This window comes from Oceanivirga miroungae (assembly GCF_902505095.1).
Classification (GTDB): domain Bacteria; phylum Fusobacteriota; class Fusobacteriia; order Fusobacteriales; family Leptotrichiaceae; genus Oceanivirga; species Oceanivirga miroungae.
In genome coordinates, this window is record NZ_CABWIB010000002.1 from 1 (window position 1) to 10,439 (window position 10,439).

Here is a 10,439-nt window from a genome sequence, read left to right on the forward strand (position 1 = left end):
AAATCAATAATGTATTGGGCAGATGGAGATATAGAGGAAAAAAATTATGTAAATGGAGTAAAAGAAGGTAAATCAATATTTTATTGGTCAAATGGAGATAGAGAAGAAAGAAATTATGTAAATGGGAAGAAAGAAGGAAAAGCAACATATTATCAGGTAAATGGAAATATAGAGGAAAGCATATATAAAAATGGTGAAAGAATAAAATAAAAATATATTTAAATTAAGCAGAAAGATTTCTGCTTTTTTTGTTGACGTTATATTTAAATTACGGTACAATATATGTGTAATAAAAACTGTATTGATAATATAACGCCACTATAACTATGTTAGTGAGGTAGGGGTTTTTAATTTTTAAATAATATATAATAGGAGTTATATGAAAGAAATAAAATATAAAAATATTGATAGAAAAATAGAATTATTTAATTATAAAAATAATATAATTAAATATAATAATAAAGTAAATTATGAAGAAATAGGTTTAGAAGAATTTTTTATCAAAGTATTTAGTAGAAATAATGAATTACCTTTTGAAGATAAAAGAGTTAAAGGAGAAGACTATACAAAAGGAAAGTATAATGCAATATGTGTAGAGATAGGTGCTTATACTAAAAAAATTAAAGATAAAGGTGAAGAAAAAGAAGTTAGTTGTAGTAATAATTATATAATTACTAATGATTTAGAAATTTTAGGCGATTTTTATGATGCTAATTTTGTTATTACAAGTCCAATTACTTATATTGGAAGAACTAGAAATTCAAATAATTCTAGAACTTGTTATGGTTTAGCTTTTGATGTAGATGGAGTTGAAAAACAACAAATAGAAGATATATTACATCAAATGAAAACAGGTTTTATCCCAACAGCTAATATTATTGTAAATAGTGGTAATGGAGTACATTTATATTATTTATTTGATAAACCAATTTCTTTATTTGAGAATATAAAATATTTACTTAAAGATTTTAAATATCAATTAACTGATATTATTTGGAATAGTTATACTTCTAATATAAAAACCAAGCAATTTCAAGGTATATTTCAAGGTTTTAGATTGCCTGATACCAAAACTAAATTTGGAGAAAAAGTACAAGCATTTGCAACAAATAGAAAATATTATACAGTATCAGAATTAAATGGATTTATAAAAGACCCTAAAAAAAGATTAAAAGAAGATGAGATACATATTATTGAAAATGCAATTTATAAAAGAAAAAAATTAAGTTTAAAGGAAGCAAAAGAAAAATATCCTGATTGGTACGAAAGAAGAATTGTGAAAGGTCAAAAAAAAGGAACCTGGCATATAAAAAGGGATTTATATGATTGGTGGCTTCGTAAATGTTATAGTGAAGAAATCAGAGAAGGACATAGATATTTCACTTTAATGGCTTTGTCTATGTATGCTTTAAAATGTAATATATCAGAAGAAGAATTATTAAATGATGCGTATAAATTATTAGAAAAAATGGAAAGTCTTACAACTAATGAAGATAATCATTTTACAGAAGATGATATAAAAGATTCATTAGCAGCCTTTAAAGAAAATTATAGGACATTTCCAAGAAAAGATATAGAAAAATTAACAGGAGTATTAATACCAGCAAACAAAAGAAATGGAAGAAAACAAGAAATACATTTAAAAGGGGCTAGAATGCTACAAGAATTAGATGATCCAAATTCAAATTGGAGAAATAAAGAAGGTAGACCCAAAGGGGCAAAAGATAAAAAGCCTAGAAAAAATAAAAAAGATATAATACAACAATGGAAAATTAAAAATCCAAATGGAAATAAATATCAATGCGAAAAAGAATTGGGAATTTCACGACATACAGTTATAAAATGGTGGTAAAATAAAAAAAATAGAGGTATAATATTATAAAATAATGTGAAATTTACGAAATTTAAGAAATTTATTTTCAGATAGGAGTGAAATTAAAATGAAAAATATGAAAAATTTATTACCTATAAAAGAGTATGCTAATAGTCTTGGAGTATCTACAAATACTGTAAAAAATTGGGCTAATGAAGGTAATGCTAATTTTGAACTTATAAAAGTAGGGTCAAGAAATTATGTGAAATTACATGAAATGAAAACTGAAATATCTGAAAATAATAATGTAATATATGAAAGATTACTTGCAGAAAAAGAAATAGAAATTCAAAGATTAAATTCAGAATTACAAGGTAAGTCTTATGAAATAAAGGGTTTAGAAAAACAAATAGAAAATTTATTACGTGAAAATTCTGAAAAACAAACTATAATAATAGGTATGCAACAACAAATGACAGCTATGACTCAAAATAATACATTATTATTAGAAACTTCAAAAGAGCAAAAGAAAAGAAAAAAATTTTTAGGTATATTTTAAAGGAGATTAACTATGTATAAAGGTTATAAAATATATGAAGTTAAGGATGAAAAAGGGAATATAAAGTATGCTACTGATGATTTTAAACTTTTTGAAGATATTTCTGAATTAGAAAGGCATATTGATTTTCTTTTAGGAAAAGAATATAATATTGAAGAGTATTATAATATATTACATAAAGTTGAAGATTATGAATTATTTGATTTTAAATTAAATAATGAATATATAAAGAATAAAATATTAAAAGAGAATATAGATGTTATTAGAAATATTTTTATTAAGAATAATTTGTCAGAAATTAGTTTGAAATTAACTAACTATCTATATTGTGATAATACAACAATAAATGATAAGAAGATAGAATATTATAGTGTTAAATATAATGATAATATTTATTATTTACTAGTTAATGAAGAAGGTGATATATTAGGATATGAATTTGATAATTATTTTGGAATTAGAAAAGAATTGAATGAATTTATAAGTTTAAGAATAAATGATAAATAAATTAAGAAAGGGGTAGATTAAATGTATGATATTTTATACAATGATAATAGGGAAATAAAGGGGTATTTAACTTATGATGGAATGTTTTTTTTAGATGAAATAGAAGCTAAATTATATATAGAAAACTTAGAAAAATTAAAAGATAAGTTTAGTATTCAATATAATAGATTAGTTAATAAAGTAGAAGTAATATATATTTATAATGAAGAAGGGTATATTAATATAAAAGATATAGAAGATATAAAAGATATAGAAGATATAGAAGATATAGAAGATATAGAAGATATAGAAGATGTAGATGATATAGAAATATCAAATGAAGAAAGCTATACAATATGATAAGCAGATTAATTTCTGCTTTTAATTTTAGAGATAATTATGTCTCATAGGCACGTTATGGGACAAGACTACAAAACTGCGTTTTTTCGCTTATGTCCCCAACGTGCAAAGGGCTATGCCCCTTGACCCTTTTTCATAATTTTCCAAAATAATTTTTTATAATCTAGGCATCCCTAGAATAAAAAATATTTTTTCAAATTATGAATTGGTGTAGAGTTAAATTTTAAGTTTTTGCTAGACTTAATTTTATCTATACACCAAGTGCTGCCTTTGGCAGTTCCCCATTTCTAAAATTTTATAAATAAAATTTTAAAATGTGGTTATATATATTTTTTTTTAATTAAAATATATTGAAAAGAAAATAAATAAAAGGTATAATTGTAATATAAATATTACAGAAAGAAGGAGATAAAAATGGCAGTATTATCATTAAGATTAGAGGAAGAAGATTTAAAATTAGTAAAAGAATATACTAAAATAAATAATATAAATATGTCATCGTTTGTCAGAAGTTTGATTTTAGATAAAATATACGATGATATTGATGAAGTAGAAGAAAAGAGAATTTATAAAGTTTGGCAAGATAGTAAAAATCAAAAAAAATATTCAGCAGAATCAGTGTTTGAAGAATTAGGAATATAATGGAAAAAAAATATATAGTTGAATTTACAGAAGATTCCAAAAAGAATTTAAAAAAATTAGATAAATATCAAGCTAAACTTATAAAAAAATGGATTATTGAAAATTTAATATATACAACTAATCCGCGTAGAAATGGAAAGGCTTTAAAAGGGACTTTAACAGGATTATGGAGATATAGAGTTGGAGATTATAGGATTATTTGTGAAATTCAAGATTATAAATTAATAATAGTTATCCTTGAAATAGGGCATAGGAAAGAGATATATAAAAAATAAGGATTAAAATTATATCCTTTATTTTTTTATAAAAAAATAGAGTAGTCAACTCTATTGCCATTTTTTGAAATGCTTAATTTATTTATCAAAACTAGTTTTGTAATTGTATTATATACAAAAAAAAACAAAAAATTCAATAGAATATTATAATATGATTTTAGTTGTTTTAAAAAAAGAGAGGTGGTTAGCCTCTCTAAAAAATTCTTTTCATTACATACTTATTTGTGCGAACACTATAAATATAATTATGAAAATCATTATTTTTATTATGAAACGATACATTGTTTTTTCACCTCCTTTTCAGAAAGGAAAAAATAATGGCATAGTTATTATATCATAACTGATATAAAAAAAAATAGAGTGACCAACTCTATTTATATGCCATTATGCATCGTTTCATTTTTCTAAACCTGTTTAGTAATTATATTATATACCAAAAAATAAAAAAAATCAATAGGAGATGATAATATGGCAGTTGGAAATGTAAAACGTCAAAATTATTGACCCCTAAAAAGTGCATTTTAAAATCAAAATTATGACCCCTTTTTGGGGGGAGAAAATTTATATCAAAATATACAAATGAGTCAATTGAACATGACTCATTTTTTTCTTTTTTTAGTTAATTCATCAAATAAATTTTTAAAGAATTTTCTCCATGGATGATCTGCTGGAGGGATATATTTTTCTTTTTCTTTAGGTTCTTCTTCCTTCTTTTCATTAAAGTTCTTTGAAAATTCTTCATAATCTTCAATTTCAACAAGGTCATAAATTTGATTTTCAAGTAATATATGTAATGTGTCAACAAGTGATTTTACTACAACTACCTTTGTTTTATTGTACAAATACATCTTTTCACCATTATGTTTTAACGGAATATATTTTTTCTTTTCATAAGATATGCAATGGCCCGAAACTATTCTTTGGTTAAATACAGATAATATTTTATTTAGTTTATCCTCATTATATTCTTGATTTACGAACCGATTTCCTATATCATCTAATTTAGAAAGAAGCTTTGAATTGTAATCTTTTAAAAATCCTGCAAGATAATTATTAGCTTCATCAATAGTCTTAATTCCATAAAAATTAAGTTCTGATGCTAGTCTAGATTGCAATGTTTTAAAGCATCTTTCTACAGTTCCTTTTGCTTGTGCTACTGAAGTAGTAACTAAATCAATTCCTAAGAAATTACACATAATTGCAAAATTAGTTTTCTTTTCAGAATCTTCATTGTACTTAAATACAGTTCTATTATCAGCTTTTAATTGATAAGGTATGCCGTAGTTAATGAGTACCTGTTTAAATGCTGTATAATAGCCTTTAAGCGTTTCTTGCTCTTCAAAATGTGCACCTAGTATTATTGATGTAGCTTTATCCACAAAAATGTGTAAGGCTGCTTTTTTGTTATTAAACCATAAATGAATAGAAGCATCAGTTTCAACAATTTCACCAAAATATTTTGGAGCAGAAACGTAAGGATGTGCATATTTAGCACATAATTCATGTTTAAACGATATTTCTTTATCACTAAGTTCGCTTATATTTTCATTAACACCTTTATTATCAACATCACTTCTTTTATATGATCTTAAAGTCTGCTTTCTTGATTCAGGACTTGTAATTTTTCTCTTTTTAAATATTCTTAAAAGTGTTGGATAAGATATATTGTATCCCATTTGATTAATTACAAAGTGTTCATAAAAATGTTTAAAATTAAATGAAGAAGCATGCTCTATGTAAAATGTAATGATGATATTTTCTTCATCTTCAGTTAAAGCTCTTTTACGACCTACTTGTTTAGATATATTAGGCTTATCATCTTTAATACTTCTTTTAATTCTTTTAATAGTTGATTTAGAAAGATTAGTAATTCTTTCAATATCTTTAAGTTTTCTTCCTTTTAAAATCAAATCTTTAGCAAAAGCTTTAGCTCTTTTTCTTTCTTCTGTTGTCATTAATTAAAACCTCCAATACATAAAAAAGAACCACAATATTAATGGTTCATAATTTTTAAATTCTAATACAATTTTATACTATTATTAAATAGATGCAATGCCTTTTAAAAAGGATTACAAAAAGGGGTCATAATTTTGATTTTGAAAAAGGGGTCAATAATTTTGACGTTTTACATAGGAGATGATAATATGGCAGTTGGAAAACAAATTAAAACATTTTCTAATTTTAAAACTCAAAGTAGTAAAAATTCAGGAACTAAAAATTCTGTATCTAATATTGCTAATGAGTATGAAAGAATAGGAGAACAAAAGAATAAAGATATAAATCATAATTTATCTAGTGAAAATTTAATATTAAAAAAATTTGATATTAAAGAATATGAAAAAATAATAGAAAATACTGATTATAACTTAAATAGTAAAAATAGTAAGTATGAAGATATATATTCAACAACACCAACTATACAAGCAACTAATTTTGTAAATTTAGGGGGTATCAATTTAACTTTTTTAATGGAAAAAGATGAGTGGGTAGAATATTATAAAGACCTTTCAGATTTTATTAAAGATTATATGGGAGATAGTTTTATTACATTAAGCGAAGTAATACAATTTGATGAGTTTACTCCACATTTACAACTTATGGGAATTTTTAGAAGTGAAGTATCTAATGAAACACTAGCCAATAAAAATTTAGAAGAAGATCCTAAATTATTTGAAGAAATATCTAGAAAACAATTTACTAGGTATAATAATAAATTAAAAGGGACTGATGATTATGTAGACCCTAAAAATAAAAAAGAGTATAAGGAAGCTAAAATTAAATGGGTAGAAGAAAATAAGGAGAATATAATTAAAAATTATAAGCCTAGAAATAAAACGACTGAAAAGAAATATGCTTATATAAGAAATGATAATCCATTTGCTATTAAAAAAAATTCATATAAAGATTATCAAAATAAATTATATGAATTTAATAAAGAACATAAATTTATAAAAAAATTATGTGAAAAAGCTACTGAAATAAGAGGCGAAGAAGTATTATTTGTAAAAAATAGTACAGAGCCTGTTTACGATGGAAAATCTAAAAATCATTATGAGATTAAAGAAACCATTGAGAGAGAAAACAAGGAAATAGAATATAAAATACAAAATGGTATAGATTTAACTGAAAATGAAGTATATAGATACATTAGAAAACAAAATAGAGAAAAATTAAAACAAGAATTTTTAGAATTAGATAGAGATACTTGGAAAAATAAATTTAAAGAGCCACAGAATCCCCAATACGACTTCAATTTGAAGTTAAGCAATGATTATATCAAAATTGCAAAAGAAATCGCCTATAAGCCGTATATAGAGCTAGAAAGCCAAAAAGAAGAGATTAATAAAGATATAAATAACTTAAAAACTGAAAAAAAACAAAAAAGTATAGAACTAGAAGATATAAAAAAAGAAACTTATGATTTTTATAAATATACTGATACTAATTTAATTAGAGAAAGTAAAAATATATTGGACAATATAGAACCACAAAAGACAATGCTAGGTAAATTGACAGGTAATTATATTTTAACAGGAGAACAAAAAGATAAAATATATAACATAGTACAAACTAGATTATATACTAATGATGATTTAATTAAAGCTAATAGAAGTTATAAAAATAAAAAAGATAAGGAATTAGAAGAATATAAAACTCAATATAGAGATAGAAAAGATAAAGAAGTAAAAGATTTACTTGAAAATATATCGGATCAATTAAATGATTATTCTAAAAAAATATTTGGAATTTCATTTAATATAGATTTATATAGCCAAAGAAATGATATTGTATATAATGTACTAAATAATTATTCAATGAACTATGAACTTTCTGAAAAAACTAGGTTAGAAGAATTAAGTAAAAATTTAGAAGTTAAAGAAAATGAGTTAAATTTGGAAAAAGAAAATTTTGAAAATACAAAAGAAACACTCACTTTAGAAAATAAAAATATTAAAGAGAATTTAGAAGAATTATCAGATACAAAAGCAGAATTAATAGCTAAAAATAAATTAAATGAATATATTGAAAATTTTAAATTAAATGAAAGTAATAATATAAAAGAAAATTTATTATCTGAAATCAAATTATCAGAAGATGAAAAAAATAATCAAAAGGATAAATTAAAAAGAGAAGTAAAGTTATATAAATTTGAAATATTAGAGAAAAAGAGTGAATTGTTAAGTGATATTAAGATTACAGATAAAGATATAAATAAGAGAAAAAAATATTTAAGAAGTAATGTTAAATTAGATGATGATGAGATTAAAGGCATAAAAAATGAGTTATCTAGTAAAATCACATTGAGTGATATAGATATAGAAGATTATAAAAATAAATTATTAGAAGAAGTTAAAGAAGAATATATAAATGAATTAAAAACTGAAAATAAAGAGCTATTAGAAATATCAAAAGAAATAGGTATTGTAGATAATACTATTAAAGAAATTAAAGATATAAAAGAATTAATAGCTATAAAAAAAGATGCAGAAGAATTAGTAATAGATAATTTTATAGAAAGTTATTATGATATATTAGAGATAGCTAAAATCTATGAAGATGATGAAATATATAATGAATTATCTAATGTAAGTATGAATACAGTAGATTCTGCTTTTGAAATTAAGGTTGATACTGAAAAAATGAAGTATGAAGAAGAATTAAAAGAATATGGTAAAGAAAATATAAGTTTAATTAGTTTTGTCACTATGAATGTAATGAAAGTTGTTGCTGAAGTGCAAACAATAATGAAAAATAGTAAAGATATTATAAATGATATATTTAGTTTTAAAAAATAAAAATGATAAAATAAAATTTATTTTTAAAATTTGTTGATTTTTGTTGTTTTAAAAGTATAATAAATTTAGAAATTAAAAAAAGAAAAGGAGAAATAAATTATGAAAAAATTTATATTAGGAATAGCAGCATTAGTATCAATAGGAGCATTTGCAGCAGGGTATGATAATGCATATGATACAATACCCACAGGTGATTTATCAACTTTTGAAAAAATAGATGTAGAAATATATAACCCATTATTAGATGGAGTCACATTAGTAAATGGGGATGGTACAGGTATAGATAAAGAAATATATCAATTAAAAGGTAAATTTTTAATACCTAAAGAAATAGCTAATAAAAAAACAATAGTATTTTCGGATAAAATTTCCAACAAAGATGAGTTAGATTTATCTAGATACGAAGGTAAAGAAGGAACCGATGGTATGACAGATGGATTTGGGTTTGTTGTAGGTAGACCAGATTTAGGAAAAGGGGAAGAACTTAACAATACTCCATTATTTATGTATGTATATGATGTAGAAACTAAAAAAGTATATAATGTATATACCGAAAATGGAGAAAGAGGTGTATATAGACAAGTTATTTCAGAAAATGTAGATGAATTAACTCCAGAAATACTAAAGAAAGATGATTTCAAATTTGGTGATGGATATGTTGAAGCAAAAGACTTATATAAATTTAATATAGGGGAAATCAAAGCAAAAGATGATACAAAAGATGCTACACCAGAATTAGATAGAGCAAGACATGGTGTCACAGGGGAAACTGTATATAATTATTTAGAAAAACAAAATAAAGAAATAAAAAAATATATAGATAGAGAAGTAAAAAGAGAAGTTGAAAAATATATAAAAGAATTTATGAAAAATAAATAAAAAAGGAGAAATTTATGAAAAAAATTTTTAAAGTAATTATAGGGATATTATTTATATCTAATATAGGGTTTTCTGAAATTAAATTAGAACAATATCCTGATGGAGATAGAGAAAAAGTTAATTATGTAAATGGTACAAAAGAAGGGAAAGCAACATATTATTGGGCAGATGGAGATATAGAAGAAAGAAATTATGTAAATGGTGTGATACAAGGAGAATTCATAATACATAGAACTGATGGACAGGAACAAAAAGGAAAATATGTAAATGGTGTAATAGAAGGTAAAGTAATATCTTATTGGCCTAATGGAGATAAAGAAGAAATGACAGCTGCTAATAATGTAATAGAAGGTAAATCAATAATGTATTGGGCAGATGGAGATAGAGAAGAAAGAAATTATAGAAATAATAAATTAGAAGGTAAATCAATAATGTATTGGGCAGATGGAGATAGAGAAGAAAGAAATTATGTAAATGGAGTAAAAGAAGGTAAATCAATATTTTATTGGTCAAATGGAGATAGAGAAGAAAGAAATTATAGAAATAATAAAGTAGAAGGGAAAGCAACATATTATTGGGCTGATGGAAGTAGAGAAGAAAGAAATTATGTAAACGGTGTAAAAGAAGGT

At 23.4% G+C, this 10,439-nt stretch carries 9 protein-coding genes and 2 pseudogenes; 10 read left to right on the forward strand and 1 reads right to left on the reverse strand.

All coding sequences use genetic code 11. The annotated features are described in order from the left end of the window. The 7 genes and pseudogenes from OMES3154_RS06360 to OMES3154_RS06390 all read left to right on the forward strand — a co-directional run. A pseudogene (locus OMES3154_RS06360) lies at positions 1-210 on the forward strand (toxin-antitoxin system YwqK family antitoxin); the annotation flags it as partial. 169 nt (positions 211-379) lie between these two features. Next, positions 380-1,852, forward strand: a complete 1,473-nt coding sequence (locus OMES3154_RS06365) for a hypothetical protein (RefSeq protein WP_156683970.1) — start codon at positions 380-382, stop codon at positions 1,850-1,852. A gap of 88 nt (positions 1,853-1,940) precedes the next feature. After that, positions 1,941-2,372: a hypothetical protein gene (locus OMES3154_RS06370; protein WP_156683971.1), complete on the forward strand. Its 432-nt coding sequence runs from the start codon at positions 1,941-1,943 to the stop codon at positions 2,370-2,372. A 12-nt stretch (positions 2,373-2,384) separates the two neighbouring features. Continuing rightward, positions 2,385-2,879 carry a hypothetical protein gene (locus OMES3154_RS06375; RefSeq protein WP_156683972.1) on the forward strand — a complete coding sequence of 165 codons (495 nt, stop codon included), beginning with the start codon at positions 2,385-2,387 and terminating at the stop codon, positions 2,877-2,879. 21 nt (positions 2,880-2,900) lie between these two features. Continuing rightward, positions 2,901-3,218 (forward strand): hypothetical protein, encoded by a 318-nt coding sequence (locus OMES3154_RS06380; protein ID WP_156683973.1) that lies wholly within the window; start codon positions 2,901-2,903, stop codon positions 3,216-3,218. Between the two features lie 414 nt (positions 3,219-3,632). Beyond that, complete coding sequence (locus tag OMES3154_RS06385; protein ID WP_156683974.1) at positions 3,633-3,860, forward strand: DUF6290 family protein; 228 nt, start codon at positions 3,633-3,635, stop codon at positions 3,858-3,860. Then, entirely contained in the window at positions 3,860-4,135 is a 276-nt protein-coding gene (locus OMES3154_RS06390; protein WP_156683975.1) for a type II toxin-antitoxin system RelE family toxin, read from the forward strand. Before OMES3154_RS06385 ends, OMES3154_RS06390 begins: the two co-directional genes overlap by 1 nt. 599 nt (positions 4,136-4,734) lie before the next feature. Here the strand turns inward: OMES3154_RS06390 and OMES3154_RS06395 are convergent. Next, positions 4,735-6,090 (reverse strand): ISNCY family transposase, encoded by a 1,356-nt coding sequence (locus OMES3154_RS06395; protein WP_156683976.1) that lies wholly within the window; start codon positions 6,088-6,090, stop codon positions 4,735-4,737. Positions 6,091-6,252: 162 nt separating this feature from the next. Here OMES3154_RS06395 and OMES3154_RS06400 point away from each other — a divergent pair, with 162 nt between their 5' ends. The 3 genes and pseudogenes from OMES3154_RS06400 to OMES3154_RS06410 all read left to right on the forward strand — a co-directional run. Further along, positions 6,253-8,931: a coiled-coil domain-containing protein gene (locus OMES3154_RS06400; protein WP_156683977.1), complete on the forward strand. Its 2,679-nt coding sequence runs from the start codon at positions 6,253-6,255 to the stop codon at positions 8,929-8,931. Positions 8,932-9,030: 99 nt separating this feature from the next. Next, the gene (locus OMES3154_RS06405) at positions 9,031-9,810 is read left to right on the forward strand and encodes a hypothetical protein (protein WP_156683978.1); all 780 of its coding nucleotides are present in this window, start codon (positions 9,031-9,033) and stop codon (positions 9,808-9,810) included. 14 nt (positions 9,811-9,824) lie between these two features. Next, a pseudogene (locus OMES3154_RS06410) lies at positions 9,825-10,439 on the forward strand (hypothetical protein); the annotation flags it as partial.

What these genes read in the sequence shown, in the direction of transcription:
- OMES3154_RS06380 (WP_156683973.1), top strand. Translation starts at nt 2,901, where the DNA reads ATGTATGATATTTTATACAATGATAATAGGGAAATAAAGGGGTATTTA.
- OMES3154_RS06385 (WP_156683974.1), top strand. Translation starts at nt 3,633, where the DNA reads ATGGCAGTATTATCATTAAGATTAGAGGAAGAAGATTTAAAATTAGTA.
- OMES3154_RS06390 (WP_156683975.1), top strand. Translation starts at nt 3,860, where the DNA reads ATGGAAAAAAAATATATAGTTGAATTTACAGAAGATTCCAAAAAGAAT.
- OMES3154_RS06395 (WP_156683976.1), bottom strand. Translation starts at nt 6,090, where the DNA reads ATGACAACAGAAGAAAGAAAAAGAGCTAAAGCTTTTGCTAAAGATTTG.
- OMES3154_RS06370 (WP_156683971.1), top strand. Translation starts at nt 1,941, where the DNA reads ATGAAAAATATGAAAAATTTATTACCTATAAAAGAGTATGCTAATAGT.
- OMES3154_RS06375 (WP_156683972.1), top strand. Translation starts at nt 2,385, where the DNA reads ATGTATAAAGGTTATAAAATATATGAAGTTAAGGATGAAAAAGGGAAT.
- OMES3154_RS06405 (WP_156683978.1), top strand. Translation starts at nt 9,031, where the DNA reads ATGAAAAAATTTATATTAGGAATAGCAGCATTAGTATCAATAGGAGCA.
- OMES3154_RS06365 (WP_156683970.1), top strand. Translation starts at nt 380, where the DNA reads ATGAAAGAAATAAAATATAAAAATATTGATAGAAAAATAGAATTATTT.